This window comes from Sphingomonas sp. Leaf23 (assembly GCF_001421585.1).
Taxonomy (GTDB): Bacteria; Pseudomonadota; Alphaproteobacteria; order Sphingomonadales; family Sphingomonadaceae; genus Sphingomonas.
In genome coordinates, this window is sequence record NZ_LMKR01000003.1 from 564,592 (window position 1) to 581,848 (window position 17,257).

The window sequence follows — 17,257 nt, forward strand, 5'->3', positions numbered from 1 at the left end:
AGTTTGTCCCAACTGGTGCGCACCGGCAATCGACAGCGGGTTCCACCTGCGCTAGTCAGGCGCGATGGCCGATCCACTTAGCACGCCGCTGCTCGACACCGTTCAAACGCCCGCCGACCTTCGCAAGCTGGCCCCCGGTGACCTGCGGCAACTCGCCGACGAATTGCGGCAGGAAACGATCAGCGCGGTCGGCACCACCGGTGGGCATCTGGGGTCCGGCCTTGGCGTCGTCGAGCTGACCGTCGCGATCCATTACGTGTTCGACACGCCCGCCGACCGGCTGGTGTGGGACGTCGGCCACCAATGCTATCCGCACAAGATCCTGACCGGCCGCCGCGACCGCATCCGCACGCTGCGCCAGGGCGGCGGGCTGTCGGGCTTCACCAAGCGGTCGGAAAGCGAATACGACCCGTTCGGTGCGGCACACAGCTCGACCTCGATCTCGGCGGCGCTGGGCTTTGCCGTCGCCAACAAGATCGCGGGCACGCCGGGCAAGGGCATTGCCGTGATCGGCGACGGCGCGATGTCCGCCGGCATGGCCTATGAAGCGATGAACAACGCCGAACAGGCGGGCAACCGGCTGGTCGTGATCCTCAACGACAACGACATGTCGATCGCACCGCCGGTCGGTGGCCTGTCCGCCTATCTGTCGCGCATCGTGTCGAGCCGCGAGTTCCTGGGGTTGCGTGAGGCGCTCAAGAAGATCGCCCGCCGCCTGCCGCGCCCGCTGCACACCGCCGCGCGCAAGACCGACGAATTCGCCCGTGGCATGGCGACCGGCGGCACGTTGTTCGAGGAACTGGGCTTTTATTATGTCGGCCCGATCGACGGCCATAATCTCGACCATCTGATCCCGGTCCTCGAAAATGTCCGCGATGCCGAGGAAGGCCCGATCCTGGTCCATGTCGTGACCAAGAAGGGCAAGGGCTATGCCCCGGCCGAAGCGGCGGCGGACAAATATCACGGCGTCCAGAAGTTCGACGTCATCACCGGCACGCAGGTGAAGGCGCCGGCCGGGCCGCCGCAATATCAGAACGTGTTCGGCCATACGCTGAGCCAACTGGCCGATACCGACAGCCGCATCTGCGCGATCACTGCCGCGATGCCGTCGGGCACCGGGCTGGACCGATTTGCCAAGGAACATGGTGACCGCTTCTTCGACGTCGGCATCGCCGAACAGCATTCGGTGACCTTTGCCGCCGGTCTGGCGGCGCAGGGCATGCGGCCGTTCTGCGCGATCTATTCGACCTTCCTGCAGCGTGCCTATGATCAGGTCGTCCACGACGTCTGTATCCAGAACCTGCCGGTGCGCTTCGCGATCGACCGCGCCGGGCTGGTCGGGGCGGATGGTGCGACCCATGCCGGCAGCTTCGACGTGACCTATCTCGCGACGCTGCCGAACATGGTGGTGATGGCCCCGGCGGACGAGGCGGAACTGGTCCACATGACCTATACCGCTGCCGAATATGACGCCGGGCCGATCGCGGTACGTTATCCGCGCGGCAACGGCATCGGCGTGGCACTGCCCGAGGTCCCGCAGAAGCTGGAGATCGGCAAGGGGCGCCTGGTCCGTGAGGGCAGCAAGATCGCGATCCTGTCGCTCGGCACCCGGCTGGAGGAAGCGCTGAAGGCCGCCGATGCGTTAGAGGCCAAGGGGCTGTCGACCACCGTCGCCGACCTGCGCTTTGCCAAGCCGCTCGACGAAGCGATGATCCGCCGCCTGCTGACCACCCACGAAGTCGCGGTAACGGTCGAGGAAGGCGCGGTCGGGGGCTTGGGCGCGCATGTCCTGACCTTTGCCAGCGACAGCGGGTTGATCGATGCGGGGTTGAAGCTGCGCACGATGCGCCTGCCCGATACCTTCCAGGATCAGGACAGCCCACAGAAGCAGTATGACGAAGCCGGCCTGAACGCGCCGCAGATCGTCGACACGGTGTTGCAGGCGCTGCGTTGGAACGAGAGCGGAGCCACCGAAGTCCGCGCATGACCGGCGGACAGAAGGCGGCGGCGATCATTGCCCTGGCGGTGATCGCGCTCGCCTGGTTCAACTGGCGGATGTGGCGGCAGTTCAGCGCGGCCAAGGCGTATCGCGCGGGATGGAACGCAGCGGATTTCGACGCGATGGTGGCGGAGAATGGCGTAACGCCGGCCATCGCCGCGCTGACCCGCGATCTGGTCGCGCCTTGTTACGGAGAGGGCGTCGTCCCGCATCCCGACGACGATTTCGCCCGGTTCCTGATGATCGATGACGAAGAGGTCGCCGATATGGTCGAGGCAGCGTGGGCGCGGCTGGGGCTGGCGATGCCGACACGGGCTGATCCGGTCGAGCTGCCGCCGATGAAGGATGTGCGGGACTTGGCGGTCTATCTTCAATCGGTGGCCTGATCGTCACCCCGGACGTGATCCGGGGTGACGCCGTACGTCATCGCAGGAACTGCCCCTGCGCGGCATCGGTGGCGTTGATCGCCAGCACCGAGCGGGCATCGCTGGGCAGCCGGACATGGCCATGGCCGTCCCCAGATGCCGCGATCACCCGGTCGAGCAGTTCCTGGCCCTCTTCCCACCAGCCGATACCGCTGGCGGCATTCAGATGCCCCTGCGCGCCGGCATCGACGAAATGGCTGCCCCAATCGACCGCCATCGAATGCGCGCGCTCGATCGACACCCAGGGATCGTCGGTCGAGGCGACGACCAGCGAGGGGAAGGGCAGGGCGAAACGCGGCGTGGGGGCGAACCCCTGCAGCTCGACCGGTGCGCCCGCCCGGTCGACATCGGCCGGTGCCACCAGCAATGCGCCCGCGACCGGCCAGCCATAGGGCTGTCCCGACAGTTGCGCCCACCATGCGACGGCAAGGCAGCCGAGCGAATGCGCCGCCAACACCACCGGCGCCTGCGCCTGGCGGATCGCCTGATCCAGCTTCGTCACCCAGGCATTGCGCAACGGGCGCGACCACAGGCCCAGTTCGACCCGCGCGGTGTCGGGGCGCGATTGCTCCCACAGCGTCTGCCAGTGCGACGGGCCGGAACCGTTCAGGCCGGGCACGGTCAGCACCGTGGGCAGGCCGGTCAGGGGAGTCGAAAACTGTGCCATCGTCACGCTCCTGCTCATGGTGTTCAACGGGGTGGAAGCCGCCGGCCACGCTTAGGGACGGGGATCGGGTCCGGGCGGCTTCCTGTGGTCAATGTATTCCTACTCATCCGATAGGCAATAGCCAATCGACCAGTCGATGAAGGGTTGCGACGGGCGGAAAGCCGCGCCATGCGGGGCCATGGCAAAGCAACGTGCGGACCAGATGCTCGTCGATCGTGGCCTGGCCGAAAGCCGGACGCGGGCGCAGGCGCTCATCATGGCGGGGCTGGTATTCGTCGGTGATCGCAAGGTCGACAAGCCGGGGCAGCAATTCGCCCCCGATGTCGCGCTGGACGTGCGCGGGCGCGACCATCCGTGGGTGTCGCGCGGCGGGATCAAGCTGGCGCATGGCCTAGACCATTTCGGCTGGGACGTGACGCAGGCGGTGGCGATCGATGTCGGATCGTCGACCGGCGGCTTTACCGATGTGCTGCTGACGCGCGGCGCGGCGCGGGTCTATGCGGTCGACAGTGGCACGAACCAGCTGGCGTGGAAGCTCAGGCAGGACCCACGCGTCGTCGTCCATGAACAATTGAGCGCCCGGCTGCTGACCGAGGCGCAGATCCCCGAACCGGTCGATCTGGTGGTGTGCGACGCGAGCTTCATTGCGCTGGCCAAGGTGCTGGCGGTGCCGCTGACCTTCGTCAAGCCCGGCGGCCGGTTGCTGGCGCTGATCAAGCCGCAGTTCGAGGCGGGGCGCGAGGAGGTCGGCAAGGGCGGTGTGGTGCGCGATCCCGCGATCCATACACGCGTATGCGATGCGGTGGCCGACTGGCTGACTGGGCTTGGCTGGCGGGTCGCAGGGGTCGATCCCAGCCCGATTACCGGGCCAGAGGGCAATATCGAGTTCCTGATCGGTGCCCATGCGCCCGAATCGGCCGCTTTGACTTGCAATGACGCACCGCACACAGCAAGCACTGCGCCCTGAACGGCGGCGCAACGGGCGCGCCGGTACTGGGGTGCGGGATGAACGAGATCGCGTCGAAGTGGCAGTTGCGATCGGGATTTCTGCGGCGCGCGGTGGTTTGCGTGCCGTTAATCCTGTTGCTGGGATTCACGTCGGGGCAGCTGGTCGTCGCGGGCGATGCGAACGGCTGGTACCGGCTGCTCGACCTGCCGGCGATCCGGCCGCCCAACAGGGCGTTCCCGGTCGTGTGGACGATCCTGTACCTGATGCTGGGCTTTGCAATAGCCGTCGTGCTGAATGCGCGCGGCGCGCGGGGGCGGGGGATCGCCATCGCGTTGTTCGTCGCGCAGCTGGCAATGAACCTCGTCTGGTCGCCGCTGTTCTTTGGCGCGCATCAGGTGACGCTGGCGCTGTACCTGATCGTCGCGCTGTTCTTCACGGCCCTTGCCACCACCTTTGCCTTTGGCCGCATCCGGCCGCTCGCGGCGTGGCTGCTGGTGCCGTATCTGGTGTGGCTGGTGATCGCGTCGGCGCTCAACTGGCAGATCGATCGGCGCAATCCGAACGCGGAAACCCTTGTGCCGCCGGCCCATTCCACCCAAATCACGCTTTAGAAACGGTCGGCGCGACGGGCGCCTGGCTAACCGGAAGGATTTTCCATGCAGTCCGACAATCGCCTGTTCGACGATTTCGCCAAGTTCGTGAACGGCGCGGCCGGCACCATCGCCGGCATGGCGCGCGAGGGTGAGGCCGCCGCGCGCGAACGGGCCAAGACGTTCCTGGGTGGCATGGATTTCGTCAGCCGCGACGAATTCGAAGTGGTGAAGGCCATGGCCGTCGCCGCACGCGACGAGGCCGATGCGTTGCGCGCGCGGCTCGACGCGCTGGAGGGCAAGGCGGTCACCGGCGCCGCGCCGTCGGTCGACAGCACGGGTGCCGGCGAGGGCGCGCTCTGATCCATTGTCCTGCATCCCGCGCCGCGACGCGTGACGCAGGGCACGCGAGCGGTTAAAGACGTGGGGATGATATTGGACGAAGTGGAAGAGGACGGCGATGACGCCGTGCCGATCGACACGCTGGAGCGCTATTTCGCGGCGCATGGCTGGAAGCATGAGCGCGACGGTGACGAGATCGTCGCGCATGTGAAGGGCAGCTGGACCGAATTCGAACTGCGCGCGATCTGGCGCGGCGAGGACGGCGTGCTGCAATTCCTGGCGCTGCCCGACGTTCGCGTCGCCGACGAACGGCGCGCGGCGATCTATGAAACGATCGGCCTGATCAACGAACAGCTGTGGATTGGCCATTTCGAGCTGTGGTCGTCCAGCGGCATCCTGCTCTATCGCCACGCCGCGATGCTGCCCGAGGAGCCGGTGCTGACGATCGATCAGGCGGAGATGATGATCGACGCCGCGATCGATGAATGCGAACGCTTCTATCCGGTGTTCCAGTTCGTGCTGTGGGGCGGCAAGAGCCCGAAGGAAGCGATCGCCGCATCGATGATCGAGACGCAGGGCGAGGCATGAGCGCGCTGCCCGGATCGCTGTGGCTGATCGGCTGCGGCAATATGGGCGGCGCGATGCTGGAGCGGTGGATTGCCGATGGCGTCGATCCGGCGGCGATCACCGTCGTTACCCGATCGCCGCGCGCGGTGCCGGCCGGCGTGACCCACGCAACGACGCTCCCGCAGGACGGGCCGCCGGCCATCGCCGTGCTGGCGATCAAACCTCAACAACTCGACTCCGTCGCGCCTGATCTGGCCCCGCGCATCGCGGGCGCGCCGCTGCTGATCTCGATCCTTGCCGGGGTCGAGGAGGCGGCGCTGGCGCGGCGATTCGATGCCGACACCATCGTCCGCGCCATGCCGAGCCTGCCGGTCGCGATCGGGCAGGGGGTGGTCGCACTCCATTCGCATGGGCGGGACGATGCCGCCCGCGCCACCGCTGCCGGGCTGATGGCGCCGCTGGGGCTGGTCGAGTGGATCGACGATGCCGCGCTGTTCGATGCGGTGACGGCATTGTCGGGCTGTGGCCCGGGGTTTGTGTTCCGCTTCATCGACGCGCTTGCCGCTGCCGGCACCGCGCTCGGCCTGCCCGCCGATCAGGCACAGCGCCTCGCCATTGCCACGGTGCAGGGGTCGGCGACGATGGCCGCCGGGTCGGAAGCCTCGCCCGCGACGCTGGCCGATCGGGTCGCCAGCCCGGGCGGTTCGACGCGGCAGGGGCTGAACGTGCTTGACGACGGCGACGCGCTCAAGCGGTTGCTGGCGGCGACACTGGCGGCGTCCGAACGGCGCAATGCGGAAATGGCGGTGACGGCGCGGGGTTAACGCCCCAGCGCCGCGACGGCTGCCTTGTCACCCGCCGGGATCAACCCCTCCAGCACCGCCCAGAAGCCGCTGACCGCATCCTGCCCTGCGCCCGAATAGGCGCGCGACAATTTTGCGTTGAGCATCTCGTACAGCCGCGACTCCAGCGCCTGTCCCTCAACCGTCAGCTTCAACAGCCGTTGCCGTGCATCGCGGTCACCCGCCCGGCTTTCAACCAGCCCGCGCCCCGACAGGTCGTTCAGCACCCGCCCGAGCGATTGCTTCGTGATCGCCAGCAACCGCAGCAGCTCGCTGACCGACAAATCCGGCCGCCGCGCGATGAAATACAGCGCGCGGTGATGCGCCCGGCCCAGGTTCTGCGCCGCCAGTTCCTCGTCAATGCTCCGCGTCAAATGGCTATAGCCGAAATAGAGCAGCTCGATCCCGCGCCGCACCTCGGCCTCGCGCAGGAACAGGGCAGAGGCGGTCATGGGTTGCGCGGAAGATGGGGCAGTCATGTTGACCATTTGTGCCATCCGGCCTACCCCTCCGCAAGCATTCATCCAAGAGGACGCCATGACGCAGCCGAGCTTCGCCTTCGAACCCCATGCGACCCCGGTCGCGGCGAGCGAGCGGGCCGCGCGGATCGTCAATCCCGGCTTCGGCCGCGTCTTTACCGACCATATGGCGACGATCCGCTGGTCGGAGGGCAAGGGCTGGCATGACGCGAAGATCACCGCGCGCGCGCCGATCGTCATGGACCCGGCCGCCGCCGTCCTCCACTATGCGCAGGAAATCTTCGAAGGGCTGAAGGCTTATACGCTGCCCGACGGCGGCGTCGCGCTGTTCCGTGCGGAGCAGAATGCCGCACGCTTCCGCCGCTCGGCCCACCGCCTTGCCATGGCTGAACTGCCGGAGGATTTGTTCGTCGCCTCGTGCCGCGAACTGACGCTCGCCGAGCGTGACTGGATTCCGGCAGGCGAGGGCAGTGCGCTGTATCTCCGCCCGTTCATGATCGCGAGCGAGACGTTCCTCGGCGTGAAGCCGTCGGCCGAATATCTCTACTGCGTCATCGCCTCGGCGGTCGGTAATTACTGGCCGGGCGGTGCGAAGAGCATTTCGCTCTGGGTATCGAAGGAATTCACCCGCGCCGCGCCCGGCGGAACCGGTGATGCCAAGTGCGGCGGCAATTATGCCGCCAGCCTGCTCGCCCAGTCGGAAGCGATCCGCCAGGGCTGCGATCAGGTCGTGTTCCTCGATGCGACCGAGCGCCGCTGGGTCGAGGAACTGGGCGGCATGAACATCTTCTTCGTGTTCGACGACGGTACGATGCTGACCCCGCCGCTGACCGGCACGATCCTGCCCGGTATCACCCGCGATTCGATCCTGACGCTGGCACGCGACGCCGGGATCACGGTGCGCGAAGAGCGTTACTCGATCGATCAGTGGCAGGCGGATGCCGCCAGCGGCCGTCTGGTCGAGGCGTTCGCCTGCGGCACGGCCGCTGTCGTTACCCCGATCGGCAAGGTGTCGTCGGCGGACTTCAGCTTCCAGATCGGTGATGGCCAGCCGGGTGAGCGGACGCAGGCGCTGCTGAAGCAGCTGACCGACATCCAGCGCGGTCGCAGCAACGATCCGCATGGCTGGATGCAGCGCATCGGCTGACCCCAAAGCCCTCTCCCCTTGAGGGGAGAGGGGTTGGCGGCCGGACACGGCGTATGGGGAAGAGACGAGCGCTAAGCCCTTCCGCTCCTTCGCCCATCCCCTTGTTTCAAGCCTATAGAGAACCAAAGTCGCGAAGGCGTTGCCTCTAGGGACCAGTTCTCGACTACCACTTCTCGACAAGCGCGAATCTGTCTGAACCAAACGGGGTGGCATGAAAACCGACCTCCCGGCCAGCGCCGGGAGGACGGGTGTGTTGCTTTACAACACCTCGAACAACCCTGCAGCGCCCATGCCGCCGCCGACGCACATCGTGATGACGACGTACTTCACCCCGCGCCGCTTGCCTTCGATCAACGCGTGGCCGGTCATTCGCGCGCCCGACATGCCGTACGGGTGGCCGATCGAAATCGCGCCGCCATTGACGTTCAGCCGGTCGTTCGGAATGCCGAGCACGTCCTGGCAATGCAGCACCTGCACCGCGAACGCCTCGTTCAGTTCCCACAGGCCGATATCGTCGACCGACAGGTCGAAGCGTTCGAGCAGCTTAGGGACCGCATAGACCGGGCCGATGCCCATCTCGTCGGGCTTGGTGCCCGCAACTGCCATGCCGATATAGCGTCCCAGCGGCTGCAATCCGCGCGCTGCCGCCAGCGACTCCTCCATCAGCACGCAGGCCGACGACCCGTCCGACAGCTGGCTGGCGTTGCCGGCGGTGATGACCGCCTGTTCGCCCATGACGGGCTTCAGCGCCCGCAACCCCTCGATCGTGGTGTCGGCGCGGTTGCCCTCGTCCTTGGTCAGCGTGACCTCGTGGGCCGATACTTCCTTCGTCGCCTTGTCCACCACGTTCATCGTCGCGGTGACGGGTACGAGTTCGGCATCGAACAGCCCGGCGGCCTGCGCAGCGGCGGTGCGCTGCTGCGACTGGAGCGCATAGGCGTCCTGCCGCTCGCGCGAGATGCCGTAGCGCGCAGCCACGATCTCGGCGGTCTGGAGCATCGGCATGTAGATGTCGCCGTGCATCGCCAGCAGTTCGGGATCGGGCGCGACGAGCATCTGCGGCGTCTGGATGAGGCTGATCGACTCCACCCCGCCAGCGATGCAGATGTCCATCCGATCGTGGACGATCTGCTTGGCGGCGGTGGCAATCGCCATCAGCCCGCTGGCGCATTGCCGGTCGATCGACATGCCCGACACGCTGATCGGCAGGCCGGCACGCAGCGATGCGTTGCGCGCAATATTGTTCGCCTGATGCCCCTGCTGCATCGCCGCGCCCAGCAGCACGTCGTCGACCTCCGCCCCATAAATCCCGGCGCGCTCGACGGCGGCGCGGATCGAATGGGCGGCCAGCGTCGGCGCGGGCAGGTTGTTGAACGCCCCGCGATAGGCGCGGCCGATGGGCGTACGGGCGGTCGATACGATGACGGCAGAGCGCATGGGAAATCCTCGGGGCTTCAGGTGAAGAACTGGCTGATCCATTCGGCGATCAGCGCGGGCTTGTCGGTGCCGTCGACCTCGACGGCATATTCGGTCGTCTGCTGCCACTGGCCCGGCCGCTTTTCCTCCATCGCCAGCAGCGTAAAGCGACCGCGGATGCGCGCGCCGGAACGGACGGGGGTGAGGAACCGGGTGCGGTTGCCGCCGTAATTGACCTGCATCCGCGTGGCGGCGATCCGCGGCTGATCGCTCAGCGCCGCGAGGCGGGGCATCAGCGACAGCAGCAGGAAACCATGGGCGATGGTGCCGCCGAACGGCGTCGCGGCGGCGGCGATGGGATCGACATGGATGAACTGACGATCGCCGGTCGCATCGGCAAAGGCATCGATCATGCCCTGATCCAGCACGATCCAGTCGGATCGCCACGCCGTTCCGACCTGCGCCGCCAGTTCCTGTGCCGTGATGTCGGCCACTGCGATCCTCTCCCGATCTTTCGGGCGATCATAGTGCCGGTGGGGTGCGTCGCAAGCTGAAACGCACCAGGAAATCTAAAATTGGCCTGATGCTATAGGGTCGGGGCAGACCTGATCTTCGAAATCATGGCTGCGCTGGCGCCGGGTCGACGATCGTTCCGTCCGCCCGCGCGGTCAGGTTGACCTGCGTCGGATAGGCGATCTCGATCCCTTCGGCGGCGAAACGGCGCAGGATCGCAATGCCGACCGCCGTCCGCCCGTCGTAAAAGGCGGCATAGTCCGCGCCCGCTGAATCGAACAGCAGCTCGAAATCGATGCTGGATGCGCCGAACCCGATCAGACCGCAGCGCACGAAGGCCCGATCCTGCGCCTCGACCACCTCGCGCAGCATGGCGGGGATGCGCGCGCAGGTTTCGGCATCGGTCTGATAGGTGACGCCGAGCACGAAGGATGCGCGGCGATGCGCGCGGCGGGTGTTGTTGGTGATTTCCTTGTCGAGCAGGTTCTTGTTCGAAATGATCCGCTCCTCACCCGTAACCGAGCGGATGCGGGTCGACTTCAGGCCGATCTCGGCGATCGCGCCATTGGTCTGGTCGTAACTGACATTGTCGCCGCGCCGGAACGGTTTGTCGAAGATGATCGACAGCGCGGCGAACAGGTCGGCGAAGATACCCTGCGCCGCCAGACCGATCGCGATACCGCCGACCCCCAGCCCCGCGACGAGGCCGGTGACGTTCACGCCCAGATTGTCCAGCACCACGATAAGCGCGATGGCGAACAGCGCGAAGGTGACCAGCAAGCGGATCAGCCCCATGGCGGATGCCAGCGCCTCGCCATGGTAACTGTCGCTCGCCGTCCGCCGCTCGACCGCGCCCAATATAACCTCGCGCGCCCAGATCGCTGCCTGGAACACGGCGGCGACGGTGAAGAGGAATTCGATCGTTGCGGTAACCATCGGCGGTGCGCTCGCATAACCGTCGACCAGCTTGGCCGCGAGCATCACCATGAAGAACAGCCCGGTACGCCCGACGGCGCGGCCGGCGACGCTGCCCCAGCCGGCACGATCCTCCTCCGCCAGCTTCAGCGCCCAGCGGCGCAGCAGCAGCAGGGTGACGACGATCAGCGCGCCTGCGCCCAGGGCAATCAGCACTTGTAGCCAGTTCTCGGCGATCCAGCGTGCGCAGTCCTGTAGCAGCAGTCGCGCCTGCGCCTGTGCCTGGCCCGTATTGAAGCCCTGTTCGACCGTCGCGACCGGCGACGCTTTCTGTACGCTCATGAAATCCTTTCAGGCGGCGGCGGGCAGGCGCTCCTGCGCCTCCAGCAGCGCGATCAGTCCGCGTTCGTGGCGGCTGAGATATTTGGCGGTGCGCGGCAGGCGGAGCGTATCGCGAAACGCGCTCTGGCCGTCCTTGACCAGATCGATCAGCAGCGGATGGACATAGGATTTGCGGGCGATGGCGGGCGTATTGCCCAGCGCGTCGACCACTGGACCCAGCATCGTCTTGAGGGTGATGTCCGCATCCGCCTCGGCCAGCGTGGTGAAGGCCAGCACGCTTGCCCCCCAGGTGCGGAAATGCTTGGCGGTGAAATCGCCGCCCATCGCCACGCGGATATAGGCGTTGACGTCGCTCGAGGTGACCGGGTGCGTTTCGCCTGCTTCATCGACCCAGCGGAACAGATGCTGCCCCGGCAGGTCCTGGCATTTGCGCACGAAGCTGGCGAGTGAGCGGTCGGTGATGGTCAGCACGCGCATCTTGCCCGACTTGGCGCGGTATTGGAGCCGCAACTTCGTCCCGGCGAGTTTCGCATGCCGCTTGCGCAGCGTCGTCGCGCCGAAGCTCTTGTTGACCCGCGCATAGCCTTCGTTCCCGACGCGCACCCGCCCGAGGTCGAGCAGCCGCACCACCGCCGCCACCGCGCGGTCGCGTGATAGCGCACGCTTGGCCAAGTCCTGTTCGACCTGCGCGCGGAGTTTCGGCAGGGCGTGGCCGAACGCAGCGCATCGATCGTACTTGGCGCTTTCCTGCGCTGCGCGGAAATCGACGTGATAGCGATATTGCTTGCGACCCTTTTCATCCCAGCCGATCGCCTGGATATGGCCGGTGGGGTCGGGGCAGAACCACGCGTCGCGATAGGCTGGCGGCAGGCCGATGGCGTTCAGCCGGTCGACTTCGGCACGTTCGGTAATGCGCTCGCCATCGGCATCGTAATAGCCCCAGCCGCGCGTCAGCTTCTTGCGGGTGATGCCCGGCGCGTCGCAATCGGAAAAGACGCAGCCGGCGGGGCAGGGAATGTCGTCGTCGGTTGGTTCGATCGGGCTGTCCCTGCGCATGTCCCGATCAATGTTCGGCTCGTCGCTTCGTTCCGGAACCGGCGTGGGGCCAACCGGTTACGACCGGACCACCCCGCACAGGAGATTTCCCGATGGCCGACCTCGCCAATGCCCGCGTGCTGATCCTCGCCACCGACGGGTTCGAGGAATCCGAACTGTTCGATCCGCGTCAGGCGCTGCTGGATGCCGGCGCGACCGTGACGCTGGCGTCGATCAAGACCGACCCGATCCAGGGCGTCGTCCAAGACAAGGAAGACGCGCGGAAGATCACGCCCGACCTGACGCTGGATGCGGTCGATACCGAGGAATATGACATGCTGTTGCTGCCCGGCGGCGTCGCCAATCCGGATGCGTTGCGCATTCAGGAACGCGCGGTCGAGATCGTCAGCGAATTCATGGACGACGACAAGATCGTCGCCGCGATCTGCCACGCGCCCTGGCTGCTGGTGGAGGCCGATGTGGTCGACGGCCGCCGCGTGACCAGCTGGCCATCGGTGCGCACCGACCTGGAAAATGCCGGGGCCGAGGTGGTCGATGAAGAGGTCGTGATCGACGGCAACCTGATCACCAGCCGCAAGCCCGACGACATCCCCGCCTTTTCGAAGGCGGTGATCGAGGCGCTGCAGGAAGAACTGGCCGAGGCGTGAGGTAATGGGGGCGGGCGCTCGCTCGCCCCTCCACTGGCGTCACCCCGGATCAGGTCCGGGGTGACGACTTTGGTGAACGTCAGGCGGCAACCACCCGTCGCCGATCCCCAACCCGGTTAAGCCACGTCTGCGCCGGCCGTTCGACCCCGCGATACAGCAGCTCCGACGAGAGGATCACTGCAACGACATATAGTGCCAGCACCCATGCTGGCGCGTCGCTGGCATCCTGCACCAGCAGCAGCTTGAACACGAACCACAGCAGGAAGTGGCCGAGATAGGTCGCATAGCTGATCTCACCCAACCGATAGATCGGTGCCCATTCCAGCGGGTTGCCGCGCCGGCTCGACGTGATCCCGACCGCGAGCAGCAGGCATGCCAGCGCAGCCGGCAGCGACTGCGCCTCCGACAGCAGTTTCAGCCCCCATGCCGCTGCCAAGCCGAGCGCGAGGAGCACCGCGATCGCCGCAATGCGGTCGCACCCTTGCCAGCGCAGCCACAGTGCGCCGATCGCGGTCCCGGCCGCGAACTGGATCACGCAGCGTACGACCGCAAAGCGTTGCAGGTCGCTGCCCAGGCCATCCTGACCGCATAGCGGCAGGATACCGAACAGCAGCACCGCGACGAACCCGACCAGCACCACGCTCGGCAATTTCCGCCAATCGATGGCAACCGCCAGCAGCGGGAACAGCAGATAGGCGGCGGATTCGGCAGAGATCGACCATGCCGGATCATTCCACTTCAGCGGATCGACGAACCCCCAGCTTTGCAGCAGCATGACGTGGAGCGGCAGTTCGGCAAAGGGAAAGCGGTCGATATTGCGCCCGGTCGCCGCCAGCACGCTTGCCAGCGCGACCGCACAGGCCAATACGAACAGGTGCAGCGGCCAGATACGTGCCATCCGCTTCCACAGGAACCGGCCGGCGACAGGAAATCCACCCTCGGCAAAGCGGCGCCCCCATGACAGCCAGATCACGAAGCCCGACAGCAGGAAGAAGAAATCGACCGCCAGATAGCCCTTGGCGATGGCGGATTCGATCCCCGGATGCATTTCCGCCATTGATCCGCGCAGGTGGAACAGCACGACCCACCAGGCGGCAAGCCCGCGGGCACCGGTCAGCGCCTTCAACTCGTTCATGCGGTGACCGCCTCCTTCCTGCGACGCTGGATCGGGTTCCACGCCCGTTCGGATCGCTTGCGCGCCAGATAAGTGTCGAGCCCGATCTGCGCGCCGATCAGCATGAAGACGAATGGTTGAAAGGCGATGGCGACGAAATTCGCGCCGAACAGATAGACGATGTGCCCGTTCTGCAAAGCCGCCGCCAACGGCACGACCCACGCCTCATCCTCCGCCGCCTTTGCATAGCGCCGCCGCAGCACCTCCATTCGGAACAGCCCGCCGAGGTTGATGAGCAGCCAGATCGCGAGGCCCGGATAGCCCTGTTCACCCAGCATTTCGAAATAGGCCGAGTGATAGGCGCGCCCGGCATCGACCTCGAGGCTGCGCTCGACCGTCTGGTTGCCGCCCTCGCCGACGACCGCGACCTTTTCATAGCGAATGCGGTTCTGAAGATAGGCGACGAAGCCCCCGCCGAACGGGTTCTGCTTCACGTACTCGAGCGTCCACATCCACACCGCGAGGCGGGTCGAGGCCGAAGCATCGGACTGGTAGGTGCCGATCGTCTCCATCCGCTGGGTAAAGGCCGATGGCAGGAACGGCACCGCCATCAACCCCGCCGCGCCGGCCAGCGCCAGATAGGTCAGCCGCCGCTTCACGTCGCGCAGCATCAGCACGCCGAGCAGGACGATGCACAGCAGCCCGGTGCGCGTCGACGTGCCGACCGGGATCAACATGCACGAAAAGATCAGCGCATAGCAGAAGGCGCGTACCCGCCAGTCGGGCGGGAATATCGTGCCGAATTTGCTGAACCACAGGATCAGCGGGATGATCGCGATGGCGACCGTCGAGATCGTCGACCCTTCGTACAGGCCGGCATTGTTCGACACCATCAGGTTGAGTTCGCCGTACCCGCCGCCCGACCCCAGCGTCTTGATCCCCCCGACGATGATGATCGACGCGGCGGACAGCACCATGAACAGCAGCAGCGATTCGATCCGCAGTTTGGTGCGCAGCGTCAGCGGCAGGAAGATGGCGAAGGCCAGCGCTTTCCACACCCATTCCCATTTGAACTGCGCCTCGACCGGGAAATCGGCGGTCTTGGTCGTCCAGAAGCAATAGAGCAGCAGGGCGAGCATCAGGAGCTGGCGCGGCGCCATCCGCGTATCGCGCTTGTCGTCCACCGCAACCCACGCCAGCACGGCGAGGCCGCACGCGATCAGCGAGATCGGGATCGAATTGAGCAGGAGATAGGTCAGCCGCTGCGGCGATACGATGTCGATATAGACATAGGTCAGCACGAACACGAACGGCTTGCGAAACCCGGCCGCGAACAACAATCCCAGAAAGGCGACGAAGACGAGATCACGCACCGAAGCGATCCCGTCCTTTACGCGGGCTGTCGTCCCGCACCCGTTCGTCGTCGAGGTCGGGCCGCCGCAGCAACCGCCACGCCGCGAACAGCATCAGCAAATGGGTCAGCCCCAGCGAGAAATTGTCGATCATCGGCGCGGGAACCCTCAACGTCACCCGCAGCACTAGCGGATACGGGTTGATGCGACGTTAAGCGATTGGCGGAGCAGGGGCCAGGCACGCCGCCCTCCCGTCACTCCCACGCCCAACCACCCGTCACCCCGGATCAAGTCCGGGGTGACGAAGAAGGGGTTCAGATCACCAAGTCGTCATTCCCGCGAAGACGAGAATCCATACCGCAACGTCGCGGCCCCAGCGCCGCCGCTACCCGCGAACGATCTTCAGATACGCGTCCAGCACCGACTGGTTCGCCGTATCCCAGCGATAGCCCTTCGCCGCCTCATGCCCGGCCAGCCCCATGCGCCAGCGCAGGTCGGCATCCTCGCACAGCCGGGCGATCGCATCGGCATAGGCCGGCACGTCGCGCGGTGGCACCAGGAAGCCGGTCGTGCGGTCTTCGACCATGCCCACCGCGCCGGTCGCGCGCGCGGCGACGACCGGCACGCCGGCGGCCATCGCCTCCAGCGTGACGTTGCCAAACGTCTCGGTGATCGATGGGTTGAAGAACACGTCCATCGACGCGACCGCGCGGCCCAGATCGTCGCCCGCCTGAAACCCAGCGAATACGGCATGCGGCACGCGTTCGGCGAACCAGTCGCGCGCCGGACCTTCGCCGATCACCAGGATGCGGTGCTTCACGCCGCGCCGCTGCAATTCGGTGGCGACGTCGGAAAAGACATCCAGCCCCTTTTCCAGCACCAGCCGCCCGAGGAAGCTGACCGCCACCTCGTCATCGCCGATGCCCAGCGACCGCCGCCAGTCGAGGTCGCGCATCGCCGGGCTGAACCGCTGGTGATCGACCCCGCGCGACCAGATGCCGATCGGCGAGGTGACGCCCCATTCGCGCAGCAGGTCGGCCATGCCGCGTCCGGGTACCATCACCTGATCGGCGCGATTGTAGAACCGCTTCGACAGGGCGACTGCTACCGGCTCCAGAAACCCGATGCCGTAATATTGCGGATAGGTTTCGAACCGGGTGTGGAGCGAGGCGAGCGTGGCGATCCCCTTGTCCCGGCCCCAGCTGAGCGCCCGGTGGCCGAGAATGTCCGGCGCGGAGACATGGACGATATTCGGTGCGAACGCTTCCAGATCGGCGCGCGTCTTTGCGGTCAGGCCGCGCGCCAGCTTATATTCGCCGCGCCCGCCGGGCATTCCGTAGGCGGGTACGCTGACCAGATCGCCGGTCGGGGGAAAGGCCGGCTTGTCGGTCGTCGGCGAATAGACGCGCAGGGTGACGCCATGGTCGAGCAGGTGGCGCGCAAGCCGGTTCAGCGCCTGGTTGGCACCGTCACGGACATAATTGTAGTTTCCGCTGAACATCGCGACGCGGAGCTGGGAAGGCTTCATCCGCGTGCCCATAGCGCCGGAACGCCGGTCACGCCACCGGAACGCTTGGCCACCGCAACGGGTTGACCCGCCTGACAAACAGGAGCGGACACGATGAGCGACAGCTACAAGAAGGGTCAGACCGTCAAATGGACGTGGGGCAACGGCACGGCCGAGGGCAAGGTCGAGGAACGCTTCGAGAAGCGCGTCCAGCGCACGATCAAGGGCAGCAAGGTCGTGAAAAACGGTACGAAGGAAAACCCCGCTTATCTGATCGAACAGGAAGACGGCACCAAGGTTCTGAAAAGAGGCAGCGAACTCGACTAAAATCCTCCCCGGTACGGGGAGGGGTACGATCCGCAGGATGGTGAAGGGGGTGTCCACCCAC

Annotated in this window: 20 protein-coding genes; 10 read left to right on the forward strand and 10 right to left on the reverse strand. The window is 66.2% G+C overall.

What is annotated here, in order from left to right:
• The first annotated feature begins 64 nt into the window (after positions 1-64).
• Both dxs and ASE67_RS11000 read left to right on the forward strand, forming a co-directional pair.
• Complete coding sequence (gene dxs / locus ASE67_RS10995) at positions 65-1,987, forward strand: 1-deoxy-D-xylulose-5-phosphate synthase (protein ID WP_055760735.1); 1,923 nt, start codon at positions 65-67, stop codon at positions 1,985-1,987.
• Positions 1,984-2,385 carry a hypothetical protein gene (locus tag ASE67_RS11000; RefSeq protein ID WP_055760738.1) on the forward strand — a complete coding sequence of 134 codons (402 nt, stop codon included), beginning with the start codon at positions 1,984-1,986 and terminating at the stop codon, positions 2,383-2,385. Before dxs ends, ASE67_RS11000 begins: the two co-directional genes overlap by 4 nt.
• 37 nt (positions 2,386-2,422) lie before the next feature.
• Here ASE67_RS11000 and ASE67_RS11005 read toward each other — a convergent pair whose 3' ends face one another.
• Positions 2,423-3,091 carry an RBBP9/YdeN family alpha/beta hydrolase gene (locus ASE67_RS11005; RefSeq protein ID WP_055760741.1) on the reverse strand — a complete coding sequence of 223 codons (669 nt, stop codon included), beginning with the start codon at positions 3,089-3,091 and terminating at the stop codon, positions 2,423-2,425.
• Positions 3,092-3,269: 178 nt separating this feature from the next.
• Here ASE67_RS11005 and ASE67_RS11010 point away from each other — a divergent pair, with 178 nt between their 5' ends.
• From ASE67_RS11010 to proC, 5 genes are all read left to right on the forward strand, one after another.
• Entirely contained in the window at positions 3,270-4,058 is a 789-nt protein-coding gene (locus tag ASE67_RS11010; protein ID WP_200922205.1) for a TlyA family RNA methyltransferase, read from the forward strand.
• 38 nt (positions 4,059-4,096) lie between these two features.
• On the forward strand, positions 4,097-4,651 hold the full coding sequence (locus ASE67_RS11015; RefSeq protein WP_055760744.1) for a TspO/MBR family protein: 555 nt from the start codon (positions 4,097-4,099) through the stop codon (positions 4,649-4,651).
• Between the two features lie 45 nt (positions 4,652-4,696).
• Positions 4,697-4,993: an accessory factor UbiK family protein gene (locus ASE67_RS11020; RefSeq protein WP_055760747.1), complete on the forward strand. Its 297-nt coding sequence runs from the start codon at positions 4,697-4,699 to the stop codon at positions 4,991-4,993.
• 66 nt (positions 4,994-5,059) lie between these two features.
• Positions 5,060-5,560: a YbjN domain-containing protein gene (locus tag ASE67_RS11025; RefSeq protein ID WP_055760750.1), complete on the forward strand. Its 501-nt coding sequence runs from the start codon at positions 5,060-5,062 to the stop codon at positions 5,558-5,560.
• Positions 5,557-6,363: a pyrroline-5-carboxylate reductase gene (gene proC, locus ASE67_RS11030; protein WP_055760752.1), complete on the forward strand. Its 807-nt coding sequence runs from the start codon at positions 5,557-5,559 to the stop codon at positions 6,361-6,363. Before ASE67_RS11025 ends, proC begins: the two co-directional genes overlap by 4 nt.
• On the opposite strand, the gene ASE67_RS11035 is transcribed toward proC, so the two are convergent.
• A complete protein-coding gene (locus ASE67_RS11035; protein WP_235511876.1) occupies positions 6,360-6,833 on the reverse strand; it encodes a MarR family winged helix-turn-helix transcriptional regulator in 474 nt (157 codons plus the stop codon). The two genes, proC and ASE67_RS11035, sit on opposite strands and share 4 nt — an antisense overlap.
• Positions 6,834-6,918: 85 nt before the next feature.
• Here ASE67_RS11035 and ASE67_RS11040 point away from each other — a divergent pair, with 85 nt between their 5' ends.
• Entirely contained in the window at positions 6,919-8,007 is a 1,089-nt protein-coding gene (locus tag ASE67_RS11040; protein ID WP_055760758.1) for a branched-chain amino acid aminotransferase, read from the forward strand.
• A 258-nt stretch (positions 8,008-8,265) separates the two neighbouring features.
• Here ASE67_RS11040 and ASE67_RS11045 read toward each other — a convergent pair whose 3' ends face one another.
• The 4 genes from ASE67_RS11045 to ASE67_RS11060 all read right to left on the reverse strand — a co-directional run bounded on the left by ASE67_RS11045 (position 8,266) and on the right by ASE67_RS11060 (position 12,249).
• On the reverse strand, positions 8,266-9,444 hold the full coding sequence (locus ASE67_RS11045; RefSeq protein ID WP_055760761.1) for an acetyl-CoA C-acyltransferase: 1,179 nt from the start codon (positions 9,442-9,444) through the stop codon (positions 8,266-8,268).
• A gap of 17 nt (positions 9,445-9,461) precedes the next feature.
• Positions 9,462-9,917, reverse strand: a complete 456-nt coding sequence (locus ASE67_RS11050) for a MaoC family dehydratase (RefSeq protein ID WP_055760763.1) — start codon at positions 9,915-9,917, stop codon at positions 9,462-9,464.
• Between the two features lie 124 nt (positions 9,918-10,041).
• The gene (locus tag ASE67_RS11055) at positions 10,042-11,193 is read right to left on the reverse strand and encodes a mechanosensitive ion channel family protein (RefSeq protein ID WP_082457067.1); all 1,152 of its coding nucleotides are present in this window, start codon (positions 11,191-11,193) and stop codon (positions 10,042-10,044) included.
• 9 nt (positions 11,194-11,202) lie between these two features.
• Entirely contained in the window at positions 11,203-12,249 is a 1,047-nt protein-coding gene (locus ASE67_RS11060; RefSeq protein WP_055760766.1) for a DNA topoisomerase IB, read from the reverse strand.
• 92 nt (positions 12,250-12,341) lie between these two features.
• Between ASE67_RS11060 and ASE67_RS11065 the strand changes: the two genes are divergently transcribed.
• The gene (locus ASE67_RS11065) at positions 12,342-12,896 is read left to right on the forward strand and encodes a type 1 glutamine amidotransferase domain-containing protein (RefSeq protein ID WP_055760769.1); all 555 of its coding nucleotides are present in this window, start codon (positions 12,342-12,344) and stop codon (positions 12,894-12,896) included.
• Positions 12,897-12,975: 79 nt separating this feature from the next.
• On the opposite strand, the gene ASE67_RS11070 is transcribed toward ASE67_RS11065, so the two are convergent.
• The 4 genes from ASE67_RS11070 to ASE67_RS11080 form a co-directional block, all read right to left on the reverse strand.
• Positions 12,976-14,031, reverse strand: coding sequence for an acyltransferase family protein (locus tag ASE67_RS11070; protein ID WP_055760772.1), 1,056 nt, complete (start codon positions 14,029-14,031; stop codon positions 12,976-12,978).
• Positions 14,028-15,383, reverse strand: coding sequence for a DUF5935 domain-containing protein (locus ASE67_RS11075; protein WP_055760775.1), 1,356 nt, complete (start codon positions 15,381-15,383; stop codon positions 14,028-14,030). Before ASE67_RS11075 ends, ASE67_RS11070 begins: the two co-directional genes overlap by 4 nt.
• Positions 15,376-15,516 carry a hypothetical protein gene (locus ASE67_RS18455; protein ID WP_200909272.1) on the reverse strand — a complete coding sequence of 47 codons (141 nt, stop codon included), beginning with the start codon at positions 15,514-15,516 and terminating at the stop codon, positions 15,376-15,378. Before ASE67_RS18455 ends, ASE67_RS11075 begins: the two co-directional genes overlap by 8 nt.
• 231 nt (positions 15,517-15,747) lie before the next feature.
• Positions 15,748-16,890, reverse strand: coding sequence for a glycosyltransferase family 4 protein (locus ASE67_RS11080; RefSeq protein WP_055761629.1), 1,143 nt, complete (start codon positions 16,888-16,890; stop codon positions 15,748-15,750).
• A gap of 93 nt (positions 16,891-16,983) precedes the next feature.
• Here ASE67_RS11080 and ASE67_RS11085 point away from each other — a divergent pair, with 93 nt between their 5' ends.
• Positions 16,984-17,196 carry a DUF2945 domain-containing protein gene (locus ASE67_RS11085; protein WP_055760778.1) on the forward strand — a complete coding sequence of 71 codons (213 nt, stop codon included), beginning with the start codon at positions 16,984-16,986 and terminating at the stop codon, positions 17,194-17,196.
• The last annotated feature ends 61 nt before the right edge of the window (positions 17,197-17,257 follow it).

Bases quoted from the DNA above. Each gene is read 5' to 3' on its own strand.
- dxs (WP_055760735.1), top strand. From the start codon at position 65: ATGGCCGATCCACTTAGCACGCCGCTGCTCGACACCGTTCAAACGCCC.
- ASE67_RS11000 (WP_055760738.1), top strand. From the start codon at position 1,984: ATGACCGGCGGACAGAAGGCGGCGGCGATCATTGCCCTGGCGGTGATC.
- ASE67_RS11005 (WP_055760741.1), bottom strand. From the start codon at position 3,091: ATGGCACAGTTTTCGACTCCCCTGACCGGCCTGCCCACGGTGCTGACC.
- ASE67_RS11010 (WP_200922205.1), top strand. From the start codon at position 3,270: ATGGCAAAGCAACGTGCGGACCAGATGCTCGTCGATCGTGGCCTGGCC.
- ASE67_RS11015 (WP_055760744.1), top strand. From the start codon at position 4,097: ATGAACGAGATCGCGTCGAAGTGGCAGTTGCGATCGGGATTTCTGCGG.
- ASE67_RS11020 (WP_055760747.1), top strand. From the start codon at position 4,697: ATGCAGTCCGACAATCGCCTGTTCGACGATTTCGCCAAGTTCGTGAAC.
- ASE67_RS11025 (WP_055760750.1), top strand. From the start codon at position 5,060: ATGATATTGGACGAAGTGGAAGAGGACGGCGATGACGCCGTGCCGATC.
- proC (WP_055760752.1), top strand. From the start codon at position 5,557: ATGAGCGCGCTGCCCGGATCGCTGTGGCTGATCGGCTGCGGCAATATG.
- ASE67_RS11035 (WP_235511876.1), bottom strand. From the start codon at position 6,833: ATGACCGCCTCTGCCCTGTTCCTGCGCGAGGCCGAGGTGCGGCGCGGG.
- ASE67_RS11040 (WP_055760758.1), top strand. From the start codon at position 6,919: ATGACGCAGCCGAGCTTCGCCTTCGAACCCCATGCGACCCCGGTCGCG.
- ASE67_RS11045 (WP_055760761.1), bottom strand. From the start codon at position 9,444: ATGCGCTCTGCCGTCATCGTATCGACCGCCCGTACGCCCATCGGCCGC.
- ASE67_RS11055 (WP_082457067.1), bottom strand. From the start codon at position 11,193: ATGAGCGTACAGAAAGCGTCGCCGGTCGCGACGGTCGAACAGGGCTTC.
- ASE67_RS11060 (WP_055760766.1), bottom strand. From the start codon at position 12,249: ATGCGCAGGGACAGCCCGATCGAACCAACCGACGACGACATTCCCTGC.
- ASE67_RS11065 (WP_055760769.1), top strand. From the start codon at position 12,342: ATGGCCGACCTCGCCAATGCCCGCGTGCTGATCCTCGCCACCGACGGG.
- ASE67_RS11070 (WP_055760772.1), bottom strand. From the start codon at position 14,031: ATGAACGAGTTGAAGGCGCTGACCGGTGCCCGCGGGCTTGCCGCCTGG.
- ASE67_RS18455 (WP_200909272.1), bottom strand. From the start codon at position 15,516: ATGATCGACAATTTCTCGCTGGGGCTGACCCATTTGCTGATGCTGTTC.
- ASE67_RS11080 (WP_055761629.1), bottom strand. From the start codon at position 16,890: ATGAAGCCTTCCCAGCTCCGCGTCGCGATGTTCAGCGGAAACTACAAT.
- ASE67_RS11085 (WP_055760778.1), top strand. From the start codon at position 16,984: ATGAGCGACAGCTACAAGAAGGGTCAGACCGTCAAATGGACGTGGGGC.